Annotated in this window: 16 protein-coding genes; 9 read left to right on the forward strand and 7 right to left on the reverse strand. The window is 71.8% G+C overall.

The window, feature by feature from the left end; translation table 11 throughout:
* Nucleotides 1-304 precede the first annotated feature (304 nt).
* A complete protein-coding gene (locus O7625_RS19760) occupies nucleotides 305-1357 on the forward strand; it encodes a LacI family DNA-binding transcriptional regulator (RefSeq protein WP_067315650.1) in 1053 nt (350 codons plus the stop codon).
* 81 nt (nucleotides 1358-1438) lie between these two features.
* Here O7625_RS19760 and O7625_RS19765 read toward each other — a convergent pair whose 3' ends face one another.
* The gene (locus tag O7625_RS19765; RefSeq protein WP_282340458.1) at nucleotides 1439-2527 is read right to left on the reverse strand and encodes an SRPBCC domain-containing protein; all 1089 of its coding nucleotides are present in this window, start codon (nucleotides 2525-2527) and stop codon (nucleotides 1439-1441) included.
* Between the two features lie 551 nt (nucleotides 2528-3078).
* Between O7625_RS19765 and O7625_RS19770 the strand changes: the two genes are divergently transcribed.
* Both O7625_RS19770 and O7625_RS19775 read left to right on the forward strand, forming a co-directional pair.
* Nucleotides 3079-4476, forward strand: a complete 1398-nt coding sequence (locus O7625_RS19770; protein WP_282340460.1) for an endo-1,4-beta-xylanase — start codon at nucleotides 3079-3081, stop codon at nucleotides 4474-4476.
* 181 nt (nucleotides 4477-4657) lie between these two features.
* On the forward strand, nucleotides 4658-5971 hold the full coding sequence (locus O7625_RS19775; RefSeq protein ID WP_282340461.1) for a PHB depolymerase family esterase: 1314 nt from the start codon (nucleotides 4658-4660) through the stop codon (nucleotides 5969-5971).
* A 120-nt stretch (nucleotides 5972-6091) separates the two neighbouring features.
* Here O7625_RS19775 and O7625_RS19780 read toward each other — a convergent pair whose 3' ends face one another.
* The 4 genes from O7625_RS19780 to O7625_RS19795 form a co-directional block, all read right to left on the reverse strand.
* Nucleotides 6092-7921, reverse strand: a complete 1830-nt coding sequence (locus O7625_RS19780; protein WP_282340462.1) for an alpha-galactosidase — start codon at nucleotides 7919-7921, stop codon at nucleotides 6092-6094.
* Between the two features lie 21 nt (nucleotides 7922-7942).
* The gene (locus tag O7625_RS19785) at nucleotides 7943-9412 is read right to left on the reverse strand and encodes an arabinofuranosidase catalytic domain-containing protein (RefSeq protein WP_282340463.1); all 1470 of its coding nucleotides are present in this window, start codon (nucleotides 9410-9412) and stop codon (nucleotides 7943-7945) included.
* Between the two features lie 318 nt (nucleotides 9413-9730).
* Complete coding sequence (locus O7625_RS19790; protein ID WP_282340465.1) at nucleotides 9731-10753, reverse strand: LacI family DNA-binding transcriptional regulator; 1023 nt, start codon at nucleotides 10751-10753, stop codon at nucleotides 9731-9733.
* Nucleotides 10754-11289: 536 nt separating this feature from the next.
* On the reverse strand, nucleotides 11290-12660 hold the full coding sequence (locus tag O7625_RS19795; protein ID WP_282340467.1) for a LacI family DNA-binding transcriptional regulator: 1371 nt from the start codon (nucleotides 12658-12660) through the stop codon (nucleotides 11290-11292).
* A 426-nt stretch (nucleotides 12661-13086) separates the two neighbouring features.
* Between O7625_RS19795 and O7625_RS19800 the strand changes: the two genes are divergently transcribed.
* Nucleotides 13087-14610, forward strand: a complete 1524-nt coding sequence (locus O7625_RS19800; RefSeq protein ID WP_282347011.1) for a ricin-type beta-trefoil lectin domain protein — start codon at nucleotides 13087-13089, stop codon at nucleotides 14608-14610.
* 64 nt (nucleotides 14611-14674) lie between these two features.
* Here O7625_RS19800 and O7625_RS19805 read toward each other — a convergent pair whose 3' ends face one another.
* Together O7625_RS19805 and O7625_RS19810 are read right to left on the reverse strand one after the other, a co-directional pair.
* On the reverse strand, nucleotides 14675-15628 hold the full coding sequence (locus O7625_RS19805) for a family 43 glycosylhydrolase (protein ID WP_282340469.1): 954 nt from the start codon (nucleotides 15626-15628) through the stop codon (nucleotides 14675-14677).
* 81 nt (nucleotides 15629-15709) lie between these two features.
* The gene (locus tag O7625_RS19810) at nucleotides 15710-16735 is read right to left on the reverse strand and encodes a LacI family DNA-binding transcriptional regulator (RefSeq protein WP_067313812.1); all 1026 of its coding nucleotides are present in this window, start codon (nucleotides 16733-16735) and stop codon (nucleotides 15710-15712) included.
* 540 nt (nucleotides 16736-17275) lie between these two features.
* Here O7625_RS19810 and O7625_RS19815 point away from each other — a divergent pair.
* The 5 genes from O7625_RS19815 (at nucleotide 17276) to chvE (ending at nucleotide 23290) form a co-directional block, all read left to right on the forward strand.
* Entirely contained in the window at nucleotides 17276-18634 is a 1359-nt protein-coding gene (locus tag O7625_RS19815) for an extracellular solute-binding protein (protein WP_282340473.1), read from the forward strand.
* Entirely contained in the window at nucleotides 18631-19602 is a 972-nt protein-coding gene (locus O7625_RS19820; protein WP_282340474.1) for a sugar ABC transporter permease, read from the forward strand. Before O7625_RS19815 ends, O7625_RS19820 begins: the two co-directional genes overlap by 4 nt.
* Entirely contained in the window at nucleotides 19599-20423 is an 825-nt protein-coding gene (locus tag O7625_RS19825) for a carbohydrate ABC transporter permease (protein WP_067313807.1), read from the forward strand. The genes O7625_RS19820 and O7625_RS19825 overlap by 4 nt, the downstream gene beginning before the upstream one ends.
* Nucleotides 20424-20425: 2 nt before the next feature.
* Nucleotides 20426-21580, forward strand: coding sequence for a serine hydrolase domain-containing protein (locus O7625_RS19830; RefSeq protein WP_282340475.1), 1155 nt, complete (start codon nucleotides 20426-20428; stop codon nucleotides 21578-21580).
* Nucleotides 21581-22147: 567 nt separating this feature from the next.
* On the forward strand, nucleotides 22148-23290 hold the full coding sequence (gene chvE, locus O7625_RS19835; protein WP_067313804.1) for a multiple monosaccharide ABC transporter substrate-binding protein: 1143 nt from the start codon (nucleotides 22148-22150) through the stop codon (nucleotides 23288-23290).
* The last annotated feature ends 56 nt before the right edge of the window (nucleotides 23291-23346 follow it).

Below are 23346 nucleotides of genomic sequence, written 5' to 3' on the forward strand. Positions count from 1 at the left end.
TTCCGTCGCAGACCTTACAAGTTTCGGTCGGCGAGCGTCAATGGAGGGATCGCCCCGATCGCAAAGTGCATCCGCTGGCGTCGATCTACCGCGGATCCGGGCATGGCGGCCCGAAGCGCCACCGACGGCGGGCAGTTCGTCGTCGATGCCTGGTCGGAAAGTTTCCAGGATCCGTGCCGTTCGGGCGGGGCCGGTGCGGGCGACGGCCGGGGTTATCCTGGGACTCCTGAACGGTGCCGGCGGCCCGGTCGCGGGGCGGATACCGGCGCGGCCGACAGCCGCTGCCACAGTGGAGGAGGCCGGGTTGAGGCACGTCGAGACGGGCAAGCCGGGTGGTGACCTGGCCTCGTTCGCCGACCACACCAGGCCGGTGACGATCGCGGCGATCGCCGCATCGGCCGGCGTGTCGATTCCCACCGTGTCGAAGGTGATCAACGGCCGGTCCGGCGTCGCGGCGGACACCCGGGCCCGGGTCGAGGCCGCCATCAACCAGCACGGCTATCGCCGGACCGCGCCGGTGACCCGCAGCAACATGATGGAGCTGGTCTTCGACCGGATCGCGGACATGTGGGGCCTGGAGATCATCCGGGGCGTCGAGCGGGCGGCCCGGCAGCACCGGGTCGGCGTCGTGCTGACGGAGTTCGGGCCGCAGCGCAACGCGATCCGGTACTGGATCGAGGACACTCTCGCCCGTCGGCCGGACTGCCTGGTCATGGTGGCCCAACTCGACACCGAGCAGCGCCAGCAGCTCCGCGCCCGGGGCATCCCGGTCGTGGTCTTCGACCCCACCGTCGAGCTGCCCGAGGACGTGCCGTTCGTCGGCGCGACGAACTGGGCCGGCGGTCGGTCGGCCACCCGGCACCTGATCGAGCTCGGTCACCGCCGGATCGCGATGATCGGCGGCCCCGAACACGTCCTGTGCTGCCGCGCCCGGCTGGACGGCCACCGGTCCGCCCTCGACGCGGCCGGTCTGCCGGTGGAGTCCGAGCTGGTCGTGCACGCCGGTCTCACCCACGAGGACGGCCGGGCCGCGGCGCTGGGCCTGCTGCGCCGCCCGGATCCTCCGACGGCGATCTTCGCCTGCAACGACCTCCAGGCCCTCGGGGTCTACCAGGCGGCCCGCGAGGTGGGGCTGCGGATCCCCACCGACCTCAGCGTGGTGGGCTTCGACGACCTGCCGATGGCCGCCCTGGTGGATCCCGCGCTGACCACCGTGCACCAGCCGTTGCTGGAGATGGCGTCCACCGCCACCGAGCTGGCCCTCGCCCTCGGGCGGGGGGAGCGCACCAGCCAGGTCCGGCTGGAGCTGGCGACCACCCTCACCGTCCGGGAGAGCACCGCGCCGCCGGTGCGGTGACCAGGCCGACCGCGCCGCCCGGCCCGCCGTACCGCACCGCCACGTGCCGGCCGGCGGGTCGCCACGCCCCCGCGCGCCGGCTCACAGGCCGGCACAGGGGCGTTCGTCGACCGTGCAGCCCGTCGGGGCCTTGGTGACGGGATCGGCGGTACGCACGTCGAACCGGATGACCTGCGATCCGCCGGCCGGGACGGCCGGCCCGCTGAAGGTGACCGACTGGCCGTCCTGCCGCCAGTCGGCCCCGCTCACCTCGGCGGCCGAACTGCCCCGGGGCAGGGTGACCCGCACCGTCCAGGCCGGGGTCGGTGCCCCGCCCGGATTGTCCACCACCACCTCGCCGGTGTAGCCGAAGAGCCGGGTCGACACGGTCTCGTAGCGGGCGTCCAGCAACCCGGTGGCCGTGGGGGTGGGGGAGGGGGCGCGCCGCGACGGGGTCGCCGACGGGGTCCGGCTCGGCGTGACGCTGCCGCTCGGCGTCGGGGTCGGCGTCGGACGCGCCGTCGCGGTCGACCGGGTGGGACCGGGCGTCGCGGTGGATCCGGGCACCGGGACCACCGGCGCCGCCCCGGGGTCGGCGGGTGGCCCGCCCCGTGACAGCGCCCACCCGGTCAGCCCGAGGGCCAGCGTGACCACGCCCAGTCCGACGCCCAGCCCGGTGGCCCGGCGGCGACGAGCGGGCGGCCGGCCGACGTCGGCCATCAGCGCCGCCGGCAGCACGGCGGTCGGCGCGGCGCTGTCCCGCCGCAGGTCGACCTGTCGGAAGGCCAGCCAGTCGAGCAGGGCCGGCAGGCGTCCGGCCAGCGCCTGCCGGTAGCACTCCTCGCGGCCGGCGCCCTGCCCGGCGGGCCAGTCGCCGTGCTCCACGGCCTCCCGGACCAGCACCCGGCAGCCCGCCTCGGTGGGGGTGACGGAACAGGTCAACAGGCTGTCGCGGGTGCCCTCACGGCACCGTACGACGATCAGCTCCGGCGTCCGCCGGTCGACGCACTCGACGTCGGTGTCGGTGTCGAAACCGGGGAGCCCGGCCGTCCGTAGCCGCCACCGGTCCGGCCGACCGGGGACCGGCTCGGCCTCGGCGAACCAGCGGCCGAGCAGCTCCGGGTCGGTCACCGCACGCCAGACCCGGTCTGCGGGGTGGAGCAGGTCGACCTGCGTGCCGATCTCGATCACGGCGAGAGACTCTACGGCCCGGACGACCCACCGACGACGGTGGTACACCGGATCGGTCCGGCTCACTTCGTTACGACTTGACGAATGTCATGTTATCGCTCACAGTCGATGTCGAGGACAACAGCACCTGTGGCTCACCGGGCGAGCCGTGCTGGTCGATCCCTCGGATCACGACGTCCCCCCAGGGCATGCGGGACGTCGGGTCAGGATTCCCATCAGCAGATGCCGGTGACGGCGTGGCCGACCCCGTACGCGTGGGGTCGGACAGCCCGTCGAGGGCCGGCCCGGTTTCCTCGGTGAAGGAGGATCATGGCTCCCTTCTCGGGCGGCGCTCCGCTGTCCCCCCGGACGGGCGATCCCCTCGTTGATCCGGGTGCCGACCCCGGCGTCGAGGTCACCGGCGTCGTCGGCCCCGGTGGACCGCGGCGACGGCTTCGCCGACCCGCACCGTCGTCGGCCGCGCGGCGTGCCGCGCCGGCCGGTGCGGTCCATCGTCGGAAACGGAATCAGGTACCCCACCACCGCTGCACCCACATTGCAAAGGATGCGACATGAGACCCAAGAGAGCCCTGCTAGCGACGGCGACCCTCGCCGTCGCCGGCGCACTCACCGTCGGGATGACGTTGGCCCTGGCCCCCGCCGCCAGCGCCGGCACGACCCTGCGGGCGGCGGCGGCCGAGAAGGGCCGCTACTTCGGTGCGGCGGTCGCGGTTGGCAAGCTGTCCACCAGCGCCTACACCACCATTCTCAACCGTGAGTTCAACTCCGTCACGGCCGAGAACGAGATGAAGTGGGACGCCACCGAGCCGTCCCAGGGTCGGTTCGTCTACACCAACGGCGACCGGCTCGTCAGCCACGCCCAGGCCAACGGCATGGGCGTGCGGGGCCACGCGCTGCTCTGGCACCAGCAGGAACCGGGCTGGGCGCAGGGCATGTCGGGCAGCGCGCTGCGCAGCGCGATGATCAACCACGTCACCCAGGTGGCCACCCACTACCGGGGCAAGGTCTACGCCTGGGACGTGGTGAACGAGGCGTTCGCCGACGGTGGCAGTGGTGGTCGTCGTGACTCGAACCTCCAGCGCACCGGCAACGACTGGATCGAGGCGGCGTTCCGGGCCGCCCGTGCCGCCGACCCGGGCGCGAAGCTCTGCTACAACGACTACAACACCGACGGGGTCAACGCGAAGTCGACCGGCGTCTACAACATGGTCCGGGACTTCAAGTCCCGGGGTGTGCCGATCGACTGCGTCGGGTTCCAGTCGCACCTGGGCACCACGATCCCGGGTGACTACCAGGCCAACCTGAAGCGCTTCGCCGACCTCGGGGTGGACGTCCAGATCACCGAGCTGGACGTGATGACCGGCGGCAACCAGGCCAACATCTTCGGCACGGTCACCCGCTCCTGCATGGCCATCTCGCGGTGCACCAGCATCACCGTGTGGGGGGTGCGGGACTGCGACTCGTGGCGTGGCTCCGACAACGCCCTGCTGTTCGACTGCAACGGCAACAAGAAGGCGGCGTACAACTCGGTGCTGGACGCCCTGAACGCGGGCACCGGCATCCCGAACCCGACCACGACGCCGCCGAACCCGACGACCACCCCGCCGAACCCGACGACGACGCCGCCGAACCCGACCACGACGCCGCCTCCGGGTGGGGCCGGGTGTTCGGCGTCGGTGTCGTTGAACTCGTGGACGGGTGGTTTCGTGGCCACGGTGAAGGTGACCGCGGGTTCCTCGGGTACGCGTGGGTGGACGGTGAGTGTCACGTTGCCCGGTGGGGCGAGTGTGACCGGGACGTGGTCGGCGACGGCCAGTGGTAGTTCCGGGACGGTGCGGTTCGCGAATGTGGACTACAACGGTCAGCTCGGTGCCGGTCAGTCCACCGAGTTCGGTTTCCAGGGCAGCGGCAGCGGTGAGGGGATGACCCCGACCTGCACCGCCAGCTGAGTTCCGCCGCCGGCCCGAACCGGGTACACCCGGTTCGGGCCGGCGGTCCTCGGCCACCCGACCGGCTCGACGTCCATCGGCCGGGCCACCGCCGGCCGGACCGGGACCGCCGTCCGCGGGGCCGGGCCGCGTCCGGCACGTCGTCCGCCGCCGACCACGACTCCCGACAGAGGAACCGTCGATGAGATCACGCATGACCCTGCTGGCCGCCGCGCTGGCGACCGCCCTGGCGACGATGACGGCCGTGGTCACGGTCGCCCCGCCGGCCTCGGCCGCCGCGCTCACCCAGGTGACCAACTTCGGCACCAACCCGACCAACCTGCAGATGCACCTGTACGTCCCGGACCGGGTGGCCGCCCGGCCGGCGCTGCTCCTCGCCCTGCACTACTGCACCGGCAGCGGCCCGGCGGTGCACTCCACCTACGGGCTCAGCTCGCTCGCCGACCGCTACGGCTACATCGTGATCTACCCGTCGGTGACCCGGAGCAGCAAGTGCTGGGACGTCTCCTCGCCCCAGGCGCTGCGGCGCGACGGCGGCAGCGACCCGGTCGGTCTCAAGTCCATGATCGATTATGTCCGGGGCCGCTACCCGGTCGACGCGGGGCGGATCGGGGTCATCGGATGGTCGTCCGGGGCCATGATGACCAACGTGATGGCCGGCCTCTACCCGGACGTGTTCCACGCCGGGGTGAGCTCGTCCGGCGTGCCGTTCGGCTGCTTCGCCACCACCAACGGCTCGGAGTGGAACAGTGACTGCTCGGGCGGGCGGATCGTCAGGACCCCGCAGCAGTGGGGTGACCTGGTGCGTAACGCCTACCCCGGCTACACCGGCAAGCGTCCCCGGATGCAGATCTGGCACGGCACCACCGACACCACGCTGAGCTACGTCAACTTCGGCGAGCAGGTCAAGCAGTGGACCAACGTGCTCGGTGTCTCGCAGACCCCCAGCTCCACCGACTACCCGCAGACCAGCGCCACCCGTACCCGCTACGGCGGCACCGGGGGCACGCCGCCGGTGGAGGCGATCAGCTTCCAGGGCTACGGCCACTCCATCCCGTTCGACGCCGCCCAGGCCGTCCGCTTCTTCGGCTTCGACGGCACGAGCCCCACCACGCCGCCGCCGAACCCGACGACCACGCCGCCCAACCCGACCACGACCCCGCCCAACCCGACCACGCCGCCGCCGACGACTCCGCCGGCCACCGGTGGGTGTTCGGCGTCGGTGTCGTTGAACTCGTGGACGGGTGGTTTCGTGGCCACGGTGAAGGTGACCGCGGGTTCCTCGGGTACGCGTGGGTGGACGGTGAGTGTCACGTTGCCCGGTGGGGCGAGTGTGACCGGGACGTGGTCGGCGACGGCCAGTGGTAGTTCCGGGACGGTGCGGTTCGCGAATGTGGACTACAACGGTCAGCTCGGTGCCGGTCAGTCCACCGAGTTCGGTTTCCAGGGCAGCGGCAGTGGTACGGGGATGACCCCGACCTGCACCGCCAGCTGAACGACCTGCTCCAGCCGGCTCCGGGGTGACCCGGGCCGGCACCGGGGCCACCGGGGCGCAGGGCCGGGGATCGATCCCCGGCCCTGCGCCCCGACCGTCTGCGGACACCGCTGTGCCGCGTCACACCGGCGTACGCCGCCACTGCTGGTTCGTGCCGGTGCCGCAGGTCCACTGCACCACCTGTGCCCCGTCGGTCAGCCCGGCGTTGAGCACGTCGAGACACTTGCCGCTGTGTCGGGCGACCAGCTGCACCTGGCCGTCGCCGACGTCCTGGAGCCGCCACTGCTGGTTGGTGCCCCCGTTGCAGGTCCACTGCACCACCCGGGCGCCGTCCGTGGTCGTGCCGGCGCCGCCGTAGACGTCGAGGCACTTTCCGCTGTTGACGCTCACCACCGTGGACCAGCCGCCACCGGCGTCGGAGAATCGCCACCGCTGGTTGGCCTGACCGTTGGCGGTCCACTGCACGACGTTCGCGCCGTCGGTGGTGGCGGCGTTGCTGACGTCCAGCAGCTTCGCGCTGTGCCGGGCGGTCAGCGTGTACGTTGTCGGGGTCGGGGTGGTGGTCTGCGGCGTCAGCCGGTAGAGCCCGGCACCGTGGGCGGGCAGCGAACGGCTGAACGTCCCGGTGGAGGTGCCCAGCGCCGCCCCGGACCAGAGGTCGGTCGCGGTGGCCGAGCCGATGCCGAGGTCGGCGAGGTTCAGCGACACGGTGGCCGCCGCACCCTCCCGGTTGAACAGCGCTACGTACCGGTCCGTGCTGTCTGGCACGTCAGCCACCCACACCTGCCGGGTGCCGCCGGTGAGCTGCCGGTTGTTGGCGCTGCGCTGGTCGACGGCGAGCACCGCGCTGTTGGTCATCAGCGCCAGCTCCGCCGGCCGGTTCTCCACCAGGTTGCCGCCCCACATCAGCGGCGCCCGGTTGATCACCCACAGCGACATCAGGGTGCGCTGCTCGTCCGCGCTGAGGTTGGAGTAGCGCGGCGAGCCGACCGGGCCGTACTTCGACAGCCGGCCGATCGGGATCATGTCCGGATCGGGCCAGGCCCCCGCCCGGCGGTACGGCGTCCAGTTGCGCAACTGGTCGAAGAGCGCGTCGACGGACGACCAGTTGTCCCACAGGTCGTTGACGATCCGCCACATGTGCGCGTTGGTCTGCACGTTCGTCCCGGCCGACAGCGGCGTGGCGCCCGGCGACAGGCTCAACACCATCGGCCGTCCGCTGCGCCCGATCGCCGTCCGGTAGCCCTCGACCTCCGCCTGCCGGTACGTCGGCGCGGCGATGTCGTCGACCTTCACGAAGTCGACGCCCCAGGCGGCCAGCAGCTGGAACACCGAGTCGAGGTACGCCTGCGCGCAGGGGTTGGCCATGTCCAGCCCCCACATCAGGTTGAGCCAGGCCGCGCTGTTGCCGGCGTCGATCTGGTTGGCCCGGCAGGAGGTGCCCAGGATCGGCACGTTGTCCGCGACCGCCTGCCGGGGGATGCCCCGCATCAGGTGGACGCCGAACTTGAGCCCCTGCGCGTGCACGTGGTCGGCCAGCGGCTTGAACCCGTTGGTGCCGGCCGCCGACGGGAACCGGGTGGTGTCGGGCAGCAGCCGCCCGTTGGCGTCCATCCGGAGCCGGGGTTGCAGGTTGGCGTCCTGGTTGGGGCTGCCGTTGTGCTGCCCGGGGAAGTACCAGGCCCAGTCGACGACGATGTACTGCCAGCCGTACTGGCGCAGGTTCGCGCCCATGTAGTCGGCGTTGGCCCGGACGTCGGCCTCGGTGACGCTCCAGTTGAACGAGTCGTAGCTGTTCCAGCCCATCGGCGGGGTGTCGGCGACACCGTTGTCCCACGCCTGCGCCGGCTGCGGGGCGGGGGTGCCGACCAGGCCCGTCATGAGCAGGAGGACGGCGGCGAGCAGGACGGCCGCCCGTCGGGTCGCCGGGTGAATGACACGCTGGTGCATCGGACCTCCTCGACCATCGGGTCAGCGGTAGCCGGCGGCGGTGATGTTCGCCTGGACCGCGTTCTCGGTCGCGTCCGACGGGTAGCCGGCGACCATCGCGCCCTCGTAGAACGTGCCGACGCTCTGGTTGGTGTTGTCGATGCAGCAGTCACCGCCGCTGCCCAGGATGATCGCGCCCTGCTTCTTCATCGGGCTGTACCCGCGCGGCAGCGACCCGTCGTAGAGCGTGTAGAGGCTGCCGGACTGGGCGTTGCTGCCCTTGATGGCGAACCGCGAGGTGCCGTTGTTCTTCAGGGTGGCGGTGACGAACTTGCTGGTGAACGCCCGCTGGTTGGAGTTCCAGGAGCTGCTGCCGCCGGGGTAGAGGCCGTATTCCAGGTCGGCCTGGACCCACGGGCCGGAGCCGGAGCAGCCGCCGAACCAGCAACTGGTGCCGAAGTAGATCGCGTCCATCGCGCCCGCGCCGTCGGCCCGGCGGGTGGTCTCGCTGTTGCCGTAGTCGAAGCAGCAGCCGCTGTTGACGTGGGTGCCGCTGGTGACCATGTACATGCCCTCGGGAGCGGCGCCGGTCGGCACCCCGGTCAGGTGACCGTCCCGCCAGTAGCTGCTCTTGCCGGGGATGTAGAGCGAGTAGACCTTGTCACCGCCGACCGTGACCGACTCCTTGTTCGCGACCGCCGGCTGGACGGCGCCACCGACGCCGCCGGGGCCCTGGTAGCCGAGGTTGTTGCCGCGTCCGGACTGGTCGTAGATGATCGTGATGACGCAGGTGGTGTTCGCGCAGAAGCTGTCCTGGCTGGCGGCGTTGGCCCGGCCACCGGGTGACAGCACCCCGATGTTACGGGTGGTGTTGTCCGAGGACCGGCGTACCTGGTAGAGCGAGCCGGCGTACGCCGCGTAGAGCGCCCGGGTGGTGCTGTGCGCCGCGATGCAGGCGGTGCCACCGGCGGCGTAGATGTCACACGGCTGGCTGGTGCCGGGGGGCGGCGTGGTCGGCGGTGGGGTGGTCGGGGGCGGCGTGGTCGGGGGCGGCGTGGTCGGCGGTGGCCCGGTGGTGGGGTTCACCCCGCCGGTGCAGGTGGTGCCGTTGAGGCTGAACGACGTGGGGGCGGGGTTGCTGCCGGTCCAGGAGCCGTTGAAGCCGAAGCTGGCGGTGCCGTTGGTGGGGATCGCCCCGTTGTAACTGGCGTTGGTGACGGTGACCTGGGCACCGGACTGGGTGAAGCTGCCGTTCCACAGTTGGGTGACGGTCTGGCCGGCGGGCCAGCTCCAGGTCAGTCGCCAGCTGCTCACCGGGTCGCCGAGATTGGTGATGGTGACGTTGGCGCCGAAGCCACCCTGCCAGGACGAGCTGACGGCGTAGTCGACCTGGCATCCGGCGGCGGCTGCCGACGCTCCGGTCTGGACGGCGGTGGCGCTGACGAACAGCAGGGTGGTGGCGGCGACCGCGACCAGTGCTGGTCGCCGTCGCAGGAGTCGGGTCGGTCGCACGGGGCTCTCCTGGGGGTGTGGTGTCGGTGCGGCGGGTGCCCGGGCGGGTTCCCGCTGCGTGGTCGCCCTGCCGGGGAACGGGGGAGCGCGGCGGTCGCCGGTGGCCCGTGCCGGTGCCACCGCTCCGGCCTCGCCGGGGACGGGTCGCGGCCGGGCGTCGCGAGCCGGTGGCCGGACGGCCCCGCATCGTGATGCGGCGGGTCGTCGCACGATCGGCTGTTATTGCAGGAATTGACAGTCGTCAGTCACGTTAACGTTAACACTGACCGATGTCTATAGAAGTGCGGTCAACGGCGGAGTGGTGGTCGACCGCCTGGGTCAGGAGGCCCGATCAGGGGGACGCGGCGCGGGCACCGCCCCGGGCGGCGGGGCGACGCTGTCCCGGGTGACCAGGGTGGGGGAGACGGTCCGCCGCAACGTGTGGTCCACGCCCGCGTCGATCTGCGTCAGCAGCAGCCCGAGGCTGGCCTCGGCCACGGTGTTGAAGTCCGGGCGCACCGTGGTCAGCGGCGGGATGAAGTACGCGGCGTCCGGGACGTCGTCGAAGCCCACCACGCTGACGTCCGCCGGCACCCGCCGGCCGTGCTCGTGCAGCGCGTGCAGCACGCCCAGGGCCAGGTCGTCGTTGGCCGTGAATACCGCTGTCACCTCCGGGCTGCGGGCCAGCATCTGCCCGCAGCGGTACCCCGAGGCGGCGGACCAGTCCGCCTGGAGCACCGGGGGGACCTCCGCTCCGGCCGCCTGCAACGTCTCCCGCCAGCCGGCGATCCGCCCGGCGCTGTCGAACCAGTCGATCGGACCGGAGACGTGCCAGACCGTGCGGTGGCCCGCGTCGAGCAGGTGCCGGGTGGCCAGCCGCCCGCCCTCCACCTGGTCGATGGTGACCAGCGGCACCGGCCGCCGGGGGTCGCCGTCCACCGTGACCAGGGGGATGTCGGTGGGCAGGCACTCCAGCGCCTCGCCGGCGGACTCCACCGGAGCGATCACCACGATGCCGGCCACCCGGTGCGCCAGGTGCCGTTCGACGACGGCGGTGATGGAGGTGCGGTCCAGGTTGCGGACGCTGCCCACGCTGACGGCGAACCCGGCCTCGGCCGCGGCGAGCTCGAAGGCGGACAGCAGCGACGCCGGGCCGTAGAGCGTGGTGTTCAGGGCCACCACGCCGAGCACCTGTGATCGCCCGGTGACCAGCGTGCGCGCGGCCCGGTTCGGCCGGTAGCCGAGTTCGGTGATCGCCGCCTGGACCCGCAGGCGGGTCTGTTCGCGTACGTGGGGATGGCCGTTGAGCACCCGGGAGACGGTCTGGTGGGAAACTCCGGCGAGGCGGGCCACGTCTCTCATCGCAGGAGCGCGCACAGTCATCCCACACCTCTCCGTCCGCCCCGCAGCCGTCGTCGACGGCGTAACCCGCGCAGAGGTCCGGAAGGGACCTCCGGAAACAAGGCATGGGCGCACACGCCGTGGACAACGCTGGATCAGCGAGAGTCTACGCGGCGTGTCGCCCCGGATGAGTCGACGGCGCGGCCGAGAGTCGTCCGCGTACCGTGATTTTCGTCATCACGGATCGCAGGCGACGCGCGGACCAACAGTGACGAGTGGCCTCTTTTCCTCCCTCGACCTTCGTGGAACCCTGGCCCGGTGCTCGTGGCGGTCGGCGTGCTCGTGCCGGATCGACCGGCCCGGCCGGTCTCCCGACCCGGCCGGGCCGTCGGACCCGCGGGTGACGGTTGCGGCCGGCGGTCCCGGCGTCCACGTCACGACGACGTGTCATATCGATCGGATCGGATGCTACTCGAAACGGTTCGGCGACGACAAGGACATGTTTCCGGGGCCGGTCCCCGCTCGTCCGGGCGGCCGGAGCGCCGGCCCCGGGCGGGTCAGGCGTCCGGCGCGACGGCGGTGCTGTCCCGCACCACCAGCGTGGTCGCCAACTCCACCCGGGTCTGGGCGAGGCTCAGGTTGGCGGCCAGGGTCAGCACCATCCGGGCCGCGGCTTCCCCCATCTCGGTCAGCGGCTGGCGCACCGAGGTCATCGGTGGACCGCACAACGTGGTGTGCGGGATGTCGTCGAAGCCCACCACGCTCAGGTCCCCGGGAATCCGGCGACCGGCCAGCCGGGCCGCCTCGTAGACCCCCAGGGCCTGCAGGTCGTTGCCGCACAGGATCGCCGTCGGCGACGGGTTCTGCCGCAGGAGTTCCCGGCCGAGGTGCAGACCGTCGTCGAAGGAGAACCAGTGGCCGACGCGGAGCCGCCGCGCGGGCAGCCCGACGCCCTCCGCCTCCAGGGCCGCCCGCGCGCCGTCCAGGCGGGCCCGGGCGCACAGCCGGTCGGTCGGGCCGGAGATCACCGCGATCCGTCGGTGGCCGAGGTCGAGCAGGTGCCGGGCGGCCTCGAACCCGCCGCTCCAGTTGGTCGCCGTCACCGAGGGGACGGCGTGCAGCGGCGGCTCCCCGGTGGGATCGAGGACCACCAGCGGGATGGCGCTCGCCGCCAGCAGGGCGTGCTGCTCGGAGGTGAAGCCCAGGTGGACCGCGATCACCCCGGTCGGGCGGCGGGCCAGCAGGTCGCGCGCCCAGAACCGCCCCTCGGAGACCTGCCGGCGGGCGTCGGTGAACCCCACCGCGAGCCGGTGCGCCCCGGCGACCTGCTGCACCCCCTGCATGATGGTGACCGCCAGGTTGCTCTGCATCCCGTAGAAGACCACCTCCACGCTGGCGCTCGGGGTGCCCAGCTCCGGCCGGCGGTAGCCGTGCTCGCGCAGCAGCGCCTCCACCCGGGACCGGGTCTGCGCCGCGACCCCCGAGCGGCCGTTGAGGACCTTGGACACCGTGGGCGCGGACACGTCCGCCAACGCGGCGATGGTGGTCAGGGTCGGCTCGCCCCGCCGCCGGCCGCGCCGTCGGGCCCCGGCCGTCCCGGCGAGCGACGGGACCGCGCCGGGTGCCGGGGCCAGCGCGGTGGCGGGCTGCCGGGCGGTGGCGGGCGTCCCGGCGGTGGGGGCGGGGGTCGGCCCGCCGGTCGCAGCGGTCGGGCGGCGGTGCTGCCGGCGTACCGTGTCGAGCAGCAGGGTGCGGACGCTCTCGGCGTCGCGGGCGGCGAGCGGCCCGGCGGGCACCGTCTCGGTGAGGTAGCGCCGACGCTTCGAGACGGGATCGATCCCGGCGTAGACCCGCACCCGTAGCGAGCCGCTGGGCAGCCGCTCGATCTCGCCGCGGGCACGTCGACCGGGCGTGGAGCCAGGGGGCATGGAGCCATGATATTCGATGGATGAGGGTCGGGACAGCTCCAGGACGGCTCCACGTCCGGTCGGTCGGGCCGCCGCCGGCCGCGCCGACCGGACCGGCGCGGGTCACCGGCGCCGGGAGGGGGGTCGGCCCGACCGGCGGCACGTCGAAATATATGGAAGCTGTTGAATACCACGAAATGCTTCCGTAACATGAGGGACCATTGTTAGCGCTCACACCCGGCGTTGTGAGTGGACCGCCCTCGCGCCTGCCCGGCCGGCCTCCCGCCGACCCCGGCGGCACTGATTGGAGACTTCGTGAAGCGATTCGTGCGAGCCCGGAACTGGGGGCGGGCGGCAGCGGCCGGTCTGCTCCTGGCCGGCGTCCTGGTGGGCGTACACGCCCCGGTGGCGCAGGCGCTGGACAACGGGGTGGCCCGGACGCCGCCGATGGGATGGAACAGCTGGAACACCTTCGGCTGCAACATCAACGAGACCCTGATCCGGCAGACGGCCGACGCTCTCGTCAGCAGCGGGATGCGGGACCTGGGTTACCAGTACGTCGTGGTCGACGACTGCTGGTTCAACCCGAACCGGGACTCGGCCGGCAACCTCCAGGGTGACCCGACCCGGTTCCCCAGCGGGATGAAGGCGCTCGGCGACTACATCCACGCCCGGGGGCTGAAGTTCGGCATCTACCAGGTGCCGGTGGACAAGACCTGCGCCCAGTACTTCAACTCCTACCCCGGGGCGACCGGCTCGCAGGGCCACGAGGCGCAGGACGCCCGGCAGTTCGCCGCCTGGGGCGTCGACTACCTCAAGTACGACTGGTGCTCGCCGAACGGAACCATCGACCAGCAGGTCACCACGTTCGCCAAGATGCGCGACGCCCTGGCGGCCACCGGCCGGCCGATCGTCTACAGCATCAACCCCAACAGCATCCACGCCAAGACCGGCCCGCAGCGCAACTGGGGCGACGTGGCGAACATGTGGCGGACCACCGAGGACATCACCAACACCTGGAACAGCGGGCAGACCAACGGCTACCCGATGGGCATCCAGAACATCATCGACGTGAACGTGCCGCTGGCGCCGTACGCGAAGCCCGGCGCGTTCACCGATCCCGACATGATGGAGGTGGGCCGCGGCGGCATGACCGACACGGAGATGCGCAGCCACTTCGCGATGTGGGCGATCATGGCCTCGCCGCTGATCGCCGGCAACGACGTGCGGTCGATGAACTCCGCCACCCAGACCATCCTCAAGAACGCGAACCTGATCGCCATCAACCAGGACCCGCTGGCCCTGCAGGGCGGCCAGGTCTCGTTCGACGGCACCCGGCGGGTGCTGGCCAAGCGGCTGGCCAACGGTGACGTCGCGGTCGCGCTGTTCAACCAGGGCGGCTCGACGACGACGATCTCCACCACCGCTGCGGCGATCGGCAAGTCCGGCTCCTCCTTCACCCTGGTGGACGCCTGGACCAACGCCAGCACCACCAGCACCGGCACCATCTCGGCCAGTGTGCCGTCGCACGGCACGGTCGTGTACCGGGTCAGCGGCGGCGGGACGGCCCCGCCGACGACGCCGCCGCCGTCGACGGCGAGCGCGCTGTCCAGCGTCGCCTCCGGTCGCTGCCTGGACGTCCCGCAGAGCAACACCGCCAACGGCACCCAGCCGGTGATCTGGGACTGCAACGGGGCCGCCAACCAGCGCTGGGCGGCCAACGGCCAGACCCTCCAGTCGCTCGGCAAGTGCCTGGACGCGCCGACCAACGCCACCGCCGGCACCAAGGCCCAGATCTGGGACTGCAACGGTGGCACCAACCAGCAGTGGACGTTCAACGCCAACGGCACGATCAGCAACGTCCAGAACGGCCTCTGCCTCGACGTGAACAACAACGGCACCGCCAACGGCACCACGGTGCTCCTCTGGTCGTGCAGCGCGGCGGCCAACCAGCGCTGGAACCGGGTCTAGCCCGACCGGGTCGCGCCGTCCTCCCGGCACCGGCTCCGGTGCCGGGAGGACGGCGGGGGACCTCTCAGCCGGTCGCGGCGGCGGCCGGTGCGGTGGCCGCGGTCAGGCCGGTCGACGGGTGGTAGCGGACCGGGACCGGGTCGCTCAGCGCACCGACGAACTCCCCGTCCACCTGGTCGAGGAAACCGATGAGGGACCAGTCCCCGGCCGGGCCGGCGACGAGCCGGGGCGCGTACAGGTGCGGGTGCGGGAACGGGCGGGCCGCGCCGATGTCCCACGGGCCGCGCACGTCGTGACCCGGCGCCACCCAGATCCGGTGGCCGTCGCGCCGGGTGCCGGCGGCGTCGGTGGAGAACAGCAGCAGGGGCTGGCCGTCGACGACGGCGACCTGGGGCACCTCCAGGTGCCCGAAGTCGGCCGGGGTGGACAACGGTGGTCGGACGGTCCAGTTCACCAGGTCGGGTGAGGTGGCGTGGCCGACCACACCACGGGATCCGGCCGGCCCGGTGTTGGCCCGGGCGGTGACCAGCATGTGCCAGCCGTCGCCCCCGGGGTCGGGGAAGACCCACGGGTCGCGCCAGGCCTGCTCGTACCAGAGCGTCCGGTCGAGCAACTCGTACCAGGTGGGGTCGGCTTCGACCAGCGGGCCGGTGCCGTGCCGGTGCCAGGTGGTCAGGTCGTCGGAGACGGCCAGGCCGATCCGCTGGACCAGCCCGTCCTCGGCCCGGCCGACGCCGGTGTAGAACAGGTACCACCGTCCGTCCGGGCCGCGCACCGTGCAGCCCGTCCAGGTCGCGAGGTCGTCCCAGCCCGGCGCGTCGGCGGGGACGAGCGCGTCGGCGACCAACTGCCACGTGCGCAGGTCGGTCGAGACGGCGTGGCCGATGGTGGCGCGGCGGTGCCGGCGGTGCGGGTCGTGCAGGGCGCGGGAGGCGCGCAGGAAGAACGCGTGCCACCGGTCGTTGTCGTCCCGGGCGTACCAGCTGTCCCACACCCAGTGGTCGGGTAGACGTAGCATGGCGGGAAGCTAGCACTAAATCGTTTTAGCTACCAGGTCGAGGGGCCTTCGCGCCGGTCCGACGGCCCGGGTGGAGCGGGGCTAGGCGGCCGGAGCGGCCACCGACCTGCGGCGCCGCAGCGGCATCGGGACCGGTGCGGGCTCGGCGTCGCCGCCGTCGAGGAGGAACTCGACCGCCCGTCGCCCCATCTGCTCGTGCGGCAGGGCGGTGGTGGTCAGGCCGGGACGCAGCCAGGCGGCGATCGGGTCGTCGTCGAACGACACCACCGAGATGTCGTCCGGAACGGTCAGCCCGGCCTCGGCGAGCGCCTGGTAGGCGCCGAAGGCCAGCCGGTCGTTCATGCAGACGATCGCCGTGGGCCGGACCGCCCGGCCCAGCAGGGTGTGCATCGCGGCGTAGCCGTGCTCGGGCAGCCACTCGGCGCAGAAGCACTCGGTCAGCAGCTCGACCCCGGCGTCGTCGAGCGCCCGGTGGATGCCGCGCAGCCGGGCCGGCGCGGCGAGGGAGACCTCGGCGTCGTCCTCCTTGAGCCGGTTGCGACCGATCAGCGCGATCCGGTCCCGGTGGCCGTGGTCGAGCAGGGCGGTGGCGACGGTGCGACCGGCCCGCTCGTCGTCGGGCAGCACCGCGGGCAGGTTCTCCGGGCTGGTCGCGTTGAGCAGCACCACCGGCCCGCCGAGGATGGCCGGGGGGACGGTCAACCGGCGGGTCGCCATCGCCGCGTAGATCACCCCGTCGACCTGCCGGTCGAGCATGGCCTCGATGGCGTACTGCTCGAAGGTGGCGTCGCCCTGCGTCTCGGTGATGAGCAGCACGTGGTCCCGCTCCCGGGCCGCGTCGAGCGCACCCCGGATGAGGCCGCCGGCGAACCGGGTGGTGGCGACGATGTCGGAGACGAACGCGATGGTGGCCGTCTTGCGGGTACGCAGGCTGCGGGCCGCCAGGTTGGGCCGGTAGCCCAGCTCCTCGGCGGCGGCGAAGACGCGCTGGTGCGCCTCGGCGGACAGCCGGGTGCCCTCCCGGCCGTTGAGGACCATCGACGCGGCGGTCTTGGACAGCCCGGCACGCCGTGCGACGTCGGCCAGGGTTGCTCTGTTGCGGGCCATCGGTCCTCCGAATCGGGGCGCCGTCACCGGCGCCGCTTCCGCCCATCATGATGCGTCGGCCCGCCCGGCCCGGTGCCGGCCGGTCGCCCGGCGTGCTGCCGGGAGCACCCGGTCCGCGCCCGGACGTCGGTCGGCACCGGGCCGGAGGTCCGGCCGACGCCGGCCGACCGCCCGGCGGGGTGCCGGTGGTCACCCCGACTGGGTGCCGGAGCGTGTCGGTGGTCACCCCGCGGTGCGCCGGTCGGGCAGGCCGGAGCGGACCTCCCCGGCGTGAACCAGGTGTTTCCGGACCGTTGCCATTTGGTCCTTGACAGCCCAACCCGCCGCGCGCATGCTCTGCTAAATCAGTTTAGCGGCTACTCTTGGCAGGCCGGTCGACACCCTCGGTCGCTCCGGCACGGTCAGCGGTGGTGACATCGCGCGCCGCGGCGACACGCCGGTCGCGACGTACCGTTGTGGCTGGTCAACCCGCCGTGACGAGTTCGGTGACCGGCGCGGCCGGTGGTCGCGGGACACTCGGAAGAGTCAAGGAGTCCTCAATTGGCTACATCATTGACAAAGTTCCCCCGCCGGACGGCGCTGCTGGCCCCGGTCCTGGCGCTGGGGTTGGCCGTGACGGCGTGCAGCGCGCCCGGAGCGGAGAAGTCGACGTCGACCGGCTCGGACGCCGCCGTCAGCACCGAACTCGGCACCGACCCGATCACCCTGGAGATGTACGCCGAGACCGGCTTCCCGCTGGCCAAGGCGCTGGCCGACGAGTTCACCAAGCAGCACCCGAACGTCAAGTTCAACATCCGCGAGGACCAGTTCACGGTCATCGTGGAGAACGCGCCCCGGGTGATGGCCTCGGACAACGCGCCCGACATCATCCGGCTACCCACCATGGTCGACCTGGTCAAGGACGACCTGCTCAAGAACCTCGACCCCTACTTCACCGCGTACGGCTGGGACAAGTTCCCCGCCTCCCAGCTCGTGCAGCTGCGGGTCGGCGACGGCGGCACCACCCGGGGCACCGGCTCGCTGTGGGGGATGGGCCTCGGCTACAGCGTCACCGGGGTGTTCTACAACAAGAAGCTGGCCGAGCAGGTCGGGATGACCCAGCCGCCGGCCACCATCGCCGAGTTCGAGGAGCTGCTGGCCAAGGCCAAGACCGCCGGGGTCCAGCCGATCATGCAGTTCAACAAGAACACCGCGGGCATCAACTTCCCGCACCAGGCGCTGCAGAACCAGTTCGGCGACCCGGCCCAGGTGGCGGACTGGATCTTCCAGAAGCCGGGCGCGACGTTCGACACCCCGGCCGCGCTGAAGGCCACCCAGACCATCCAGAAGTGGGCCCAGGCCGGCTACTTCCCGAAGGACGCCAACGCCCTGGACTACGCCAGCATGGTGGGCGAGTTCCAGAAGAACAACGGCCTGTTCATGTTCAACGGAGACTGGGAGTCGGCCAACCTCGACAAGTCGATGCCCGGCAACGTGGGCTTCTTCCTGTTCCCGAGCGAGTCGGCCGGTGGCAAGCACGTGGCGATGTCGGCCCCCAACACCTTCGGCATCAGCGCCAAGGCCAAGAACCCCGACGCCGCCGCGTTCTTCCTGAACTGGGTGCACACCAACGCCACCGCCCGGGAGATCGCCGTCAAGATCGGTGGCTCCAGCCCGGGTGGCCCGAGTGACCTGGCCGTGCCGGCCGCCGCGCCGAACACCGTGCTGGCCGAGACGCTCAAGGCGTCGCAGCAGCTCGGTGCGGAGAACGGTGCGGTGGACTTCACCGCGAACGCCACCGGTGGCATCTTCGCCGCCGCGATCACGCCGGAGATGCAGAAGCTGATCGCCGGTCAGCAGACGCCCGAGGGGTACGTGAAGGCGGTCCAGGCCGAGTACGCGAAGGAACTGTCCCGATGACGTCTGCCCTCGGCAGCGCACCGACCGGGCGGGACGGCACCGGCACGTCGCCGGGCCGTACCCCCCGCCGGTCCTCCGCGCGGGCCCACCGACCCTGGTGGGCCCGCGCGGGCGGCACGGGCTGGCTCTTCGTCCTGCCCGCCGTGCTGATGTACGCCGCGTTCGTGCTGCGTCCGCTGGTGCTGACCATCCAGTACTCGTTCTACAACTGGAACGGCATCGGGGTGGCCCGCTGGGCGGGGCTGGACAACTACCTCACGGTGTTCACCGACGGCGACCTGCTGAAGATCATCGGCAACGCGCTGGTCCTGATCGTCTTCTTCAGCTTCGTCCCGGTCGTGCTCGGCCTGCTGGTGGCCAGCCTGGTCCGCCGGATCACCACCGGCGCGTTCGGCACCGTGGTCCGGACGGTGCTGTTCCTGCCCCAGGTCATCCCCCTGGTGGCGGCGGGCATCGCGTGGAGCTGGCTGCTGTCGTCGAACGGCCTGGTCAACCAGGCGCTCCGCGCGGTCGGCCTGGGCGGGGTGGCCCGTGCCTGGCTCGGTGACTTCGACACCGCGCTGCCCGCCGTCGGCGTCATCGGCGCCTGGGTCCTGCTCGGCCTCTGCACGATCCTGCTGGTCACCGGGATGAGCAAGATCGACCCCGCGCTGTACGAGGCGGCCCGCCTGGACGGCGCCGGCCCGGTCCGGGAGTTCTTCGCCGTCACCCTGCCCAGCCTGCGCCAGGAGATCGGGGTCTGCCTGACGGTGACCATCATCGCCGCCCTGGCCAGCTTCGACATCGTCTACATCTCGACCAGCGGCGGCCCCGGCCTGCAGACCACCGTGCCGGGCCTGGAGATTTACCGGCTGGCCTTCTCGCAGCGGCAGGTCGGGCTCGCCTCGGCCCTGGCCGTGGTGCTGATGGTGCTGGTGCTGGTCTGCGTGCTGCCGATCCAGCGACTGACCCGGGGGGACAAGCCATGAACCTGAGCCGGCGCGAGAACCTGACCGGCCGGGTCTTCCTGATCGTCCTGATCCTGGTCACCCTGCTGCCGTTCGTCAGCATGCTCTCCGCGGCGCTGCAACCGCGCGGCACCGTGCCCAGCGGCCTGACCTGGCCGTCGGACCCGCAGTGGGGCAACTTCGCCGACGCCTTCACGGTGTCGAACATGGGCGCGCTGCTGCGTTCCAGCCTGCTCATCGTGGCCGGCGTGGTGCCCGTGTCGGTGCTGATCGCCACCATGGCCGGGTTCGGGCTGGGCCAGCTGCGGGTGCCCGGTGGCCGGATCGTGTTCGGCCTGCTGCTGCTCGGGCTGACCCTGCCGTTCGAGGCGGTGGTGACCCCGCTCTACTACCAGATGCAGGATCTCGGCCTGCTCAACACCCGGTGGGCGATCATCCTGCCGTTGATCGGGCTCTACATGCCGTTCGCGGTGTTCTGGATGCGGGCGCACTTCAGCAACGTGCCGGTGGAGCTGTCCGAGGCGGCCCGGGTGGACGGCAGCACCACCTGGCAGCTCTTCTGGCGGGTCCAGGTGCCGCTCGCCCGGCCGGCCATCGCGTCGCTGACCATCCTGATGTTCCTCTGGACATGGAACCAGTTCCTGCTGGCCATCGTGCTGGTCGACGACCCGGCCAAGCGGACGATGGCCGGCGCGCTCGGGGCGTTCCAGGGCCAGTGGGGCACCGACCTGGTGCTGCTGTGCGCCGGATCGCTGTTGATCCTCACCCCGACCCTGATCGTCTTCCTGATCTTCCAGCGTCAGTTCATCAAGGCCCTGATCCAGGGCTCACTGAAGGGATAGCAGTGGCCACGCAGCCGCAGATCCACGGCCACGCCGACGAACGCTACGGGCGGCTGGCCGACGTCTTCCGCGAGAACTTCACCGCCCGGGGGGAGATCGGCGCGGCGGTCACCGTCTACGTCGGCGGCCACCGGGTCGTCGACCTGTACGGCGGGACGGCCGACCCCCGCACCGGCCGGCCGTGGACGGCGCACACGCCGGTCGTCGTCTTCTCCTGCACCAAGGGGGTCCTGGCGGTCTGCGCCTACCTGCTGGTGCAGCAGGGCCGACTCGACCTGGACGCGCCGGTCACCCGCTACTGGCCCGAGTTCGGCCAGCACGGCAAGGCCGACATCCCGGTGCGCTGGCTGCTCACCCACCAGTCCGGCCTGCCCGCGCTCGACCGTCCGCTGACCCTCGACGAGGTGCTCGCCTGGGAGCCGGTGGTCAAGGCGATCGAGGCGCAGACCCCGCTGTGGCGGCCGGGTACGGCGCACAGCTACCACGCGATGACGTACGGCTGGCTGATCGGCGAGGTGATCCGGCGGATCACCGGCCAGCTCCCCGGCGCGTTCTTCCGCGACGCCCTGGCCACACCACTGGGCCTGCGGACCTGGCTCGGTCTGCCGGCGGCCGAACGCGACGCGGTCGCCTGGAACGTCGCCCCGCCGCCCGACCCGGATCCGTTCGTCGACCCGGTGGCCGACCGGGGGATCACCATGGGGGGCGCGTTCGCGTTCCCCGCCGACGACGCCGGCCTGGTCAGCTTCAACGATCCGGCCATCCAGGCGGCCGGCGTCCCGGGCGCGGGCGCGGTGAGCACGGCCGACGGCCTGGCCCGGCTCTACGCCGCGTGCGTGTCGCCGGTGGCGGGACCGCCCCTGCTCGATCGGGCGTCGGTGGACGACGCGACAGTGGTGCGGGTCCGGGGCCAGCAGCGGCACGGCCCGCCGGACACCGGGCAGCGCTGGGGTAGCGGCTTCCTGCTGCACTCCCCGCCGGCCCGGCCGCTGCTGGGGGAGCGCAGCTTCGGGCACGACGGGGCGGGCGGGAACCTCGCCTTCGGCGACGACGCACACCAGGTCGGCTTCGGTTACGTGGTGAACCAGATGCAGGGCATGGGCGACGAGCGGGCCAACCTGCTGACCGCCGCCCTGCGCTCCTGCCTGGACGGCTGACCGTCGACCCGAACGGCCCGGCCGCCACGTCACGCGTGGCGGCCGGGCCGTTCCCGTGTCCGGTGGCGGCCGGGCCGTCGGACCGGCCGGGGCGGGCTGTCGGGTCGAGCCGGGTCGGGCCGTCGGGCCGGGCGGCCGTCGGGCGGGCCGGGCCGTCGGGGCTGGGCGGGCTGTCGGGCCGTCGGGGGCGGCCCGGGTCGGATGCCGGACGAGATCGGGCGCCGAACGGGTCCAGCAGAGCACGCGGGCGCGATTGCCCCGGATCGACGACAACCGTGTAACAAGCCCGAAACCGGCGTGCCGCCGATGCCGGTCCGACCGCCGTCCCGGCCGGCGGGGCGCGGGGCGCACGGCGGGCCGGAATCGGTGCCGTGGCAACGGAAGTCACCCTGCGTCAGACCCGTGGAGCAGCTGGTCGGCGGGCGACAAGTCGGAGACGCCCGTTACGAGACCGTGACGTCCGGATTTCCGGGCGGGTGTTGACGGGGGCGATGTGAGCGCTAACACTACCCCGAAAGGTGACAGGTGGTCCCCGCAGTCGGCGGGAGTTCCGGAGAGGAGAAACCTGTGCGCAGGAAATTCCTGGTCGCGCTCGGCGGCGCGGCACTGGCGTTCAGCCTTGCCGCGTGCAGCGGCGGGGGAGCGGGTAGCGGCGGCGACAGCAGCGACAAGAAGCCCGCCGATCTGACCATCGGCGTCTCCATGCCGACGCAGACCTCGGAGCGGTGGATCGCCGACGGCAAGGCGGTGAAGGAGAAGCTGGAGGCCAAGGGCTACAAGGTCGACCTCCAGTACGCCGGCGACGACATCCCCACCCAGTCCCAGCAGGTCGACCAGATGATCACGCAGGGCGCGGACGTCCTGATCATCGCGGCGATCGACGGCACCGCGCTCAGCGGCCAGTTGGACGCCGCCGCGGCGGCGAAGATCCCGGTCATCTCCTACGACCGGCTGCTGCTGGGCAACAAGAACGTCGACTTCTACGTCAGCTTCGACAACTACAAGGTCGGCGTCGCCCAGGCGACCGCCCTGCTGGTCGGCCTCGGCCTGCAGACCAAGGACGGCGGTAAGGGCACCGCGACCGGCCCGTTCAACGTCGAGCTGTTCGCCGGCTCGCTGGACGACAACAACACCCAGTACTTCTGGGGCGGGGCGATGGACACCCTCAAGCCGTTCATGGACAACGGCACGCTGAAGGTCAAGTCCGGCCAGACCCGCATCGAGCAGGCGGCGATCCTGCGCTGGCAGCAGGAGACCGCGCAGAAGCGGATGGAGGACCTGCTCACCTCCGGCTACAACGACGGCACCGTGGTCAACGGGGTGCTGTCGCCGTACGACGGGATCTCCCGCGGCATCATCACCGCCCTGCAGAATGCCGGCTACGGCAAGGGCGCCAAGAAGCTGCCCGTGGTGACCGGCCAGGACGCCGAGATCGCCTCGGTCAAGCTGATCAACGACGGGGTGCAGGGGTCCACCGTCTTCAAGGACACCCGGCTGCTCGCCGAGCAGGCCGTGATCGCGGCGGAGGCGTTCCTGCAGGACAAGGAGCCGCAGGCCAACGACACCAAGACCTACAACAACAAGGTCAAGGTCGTCCCGGCCTACCTGCTGCCGATCGAGACCGTCTACAAGGACGACATCACCAAGGTGCTGGTCGACTCCGGTTACTGGTCGGCCGAAGAGGTCGCCGCCGGTCAGGCCAAGAAGTAAGCCGGTCGTCGGGCGCGGCGGTGACCGACCGCCGCGCCCGACGCATCGCAAGCCCG

This window comes from Micromonospora sp. WMMD714 (genome assembly GCF_029581315.1).
GTDB classification, from domain to species: domain Bacteria; phylum Actinomycetota; class Actinomycetes; order Mycobacteriales; family Micromonosporaceae; genus Micromonospora; species Micromonospora rifamycinica.

Coding starts and splice junctions, on each gene's coding strand:
- O7625_RS19825 (WP_067313807.1), top strand. CDS start 19,599: ATGAACCTGAGCCGGCGCGAGAACCTGACCGGCCGGGTCTTCCTGATC.
- O7625_RS19795 (WP_282340467.1), bottom strand. CDS start 12,660: ATGCCCCCTGGCTCCACGCCCGGTCGACGTGCCCGCGGCGAGATCGAG.
- O7625_RS19770 (WP_282340460.1), top strand. CDS start 3,079: ATGAGACCCAAGAGAGCCCTGCTAGCGACGGCGACCCTCGCCGTCGCC.
- O7625_RS19820 (WP_282340474.1), top strand. CDS start 18,631: ATGACGTCTGCCCTCGGCAGCGCACCGACCGGGCGGGACGGCACCGGC.
- O7625_RS19800 (WP_282347011.1), top strand. CDS start 13,087: ATGGGATGGAACAGCTGGAACACCTTCGGCTGCAACATCAACGAGACC.
- O7625_RS19775 (WP_282340461.1), top strand. CDS start 4,658: ATGAGATCACGCATGACCCTGCTGGCCGCCGCGCTGGCGACCGCCCTG.
- O7625_RS19780 (WP_282340462.1), bottom strand. CDS start 7,921: ATGCACCAGCGTGTCATTCACCCGGCGACCCGACGGGCGGCCGTCCTG.
- O7625_RS19810 (WP_067313812.1), bottom strand. CDS start 16,735: ATGGCCCGCAACAGAGCAACCCTGGCCGACGTCGCACGGCGTGCCGGG.
- O7625_RS19805 (WP_282340469.1), bottom strand. CDS start 15,628: ATGCTACGTCTACCCGACCACTGGGTGTGGGACAGCTGGTACGCCCGG.
- O7625_RS19790 (WP_282340465.1), bottom strand. CDS start 10,753: ATGAGAGACGTGGCCCGCCTCGCCGGAGTTTCCCACCAGACCGTCTCC.